The sequence below is a fragment of the Mesorhizobium sp. M5C.F.Ca.ET.164.01.1.1 genome, from assembly GCF_004792125.1.
Lineage (GTDB): Bacteria > Pseudomonadota > Alphaproteobacteria > Rhizobiales > Rhizobiaceae > Mesorhizobium > Mesorhizobium wenxiniae.
Map to the genome: position 1 here is coordinate 1 of NZ_SRTG01000507.1, position 297 is coordinate 297.

Annotated in this window: 1 pseudogene; it reads right to left on the reverse strand. The window is 67.7% G+C overall.

Annotated features, from left to right (window positions below):
• Positions 1-297, reverse strand: a pseudogene (locus tag EN807_RS34490) (glycosyltransferase family 39 protein); the annotation flags it as partial.

Genomic DNA, 297 nt, shown 5'->3' on the forward strand with positions numbered 1-297 from the left:
GGGGGCGGGGTGGGCCTGTACGGGTTCTCGCGTGGGGTCGGCCTGCCGTCGCAGCAGGCCGGAAAGGGCAAGAACGATAGGAAGAACGGCGAGCCCGGCAAGCTGAACGCCGATATAGTAGAGCCGGGCGCGATTGGCGAGCACCCAGGCGTTGCGGTGCTCGGCATAGGTCAACGGCATGAAGTCGAGGCGGACAAGCTCAACCGCCAGCGGCGCCGCGACGCCGAGAAAAACCGCGAGGCCGAGCCATGGCCATGGGGTGGCGAGCCGGCTTCGGGCACGGCTGTCGTACAAGAT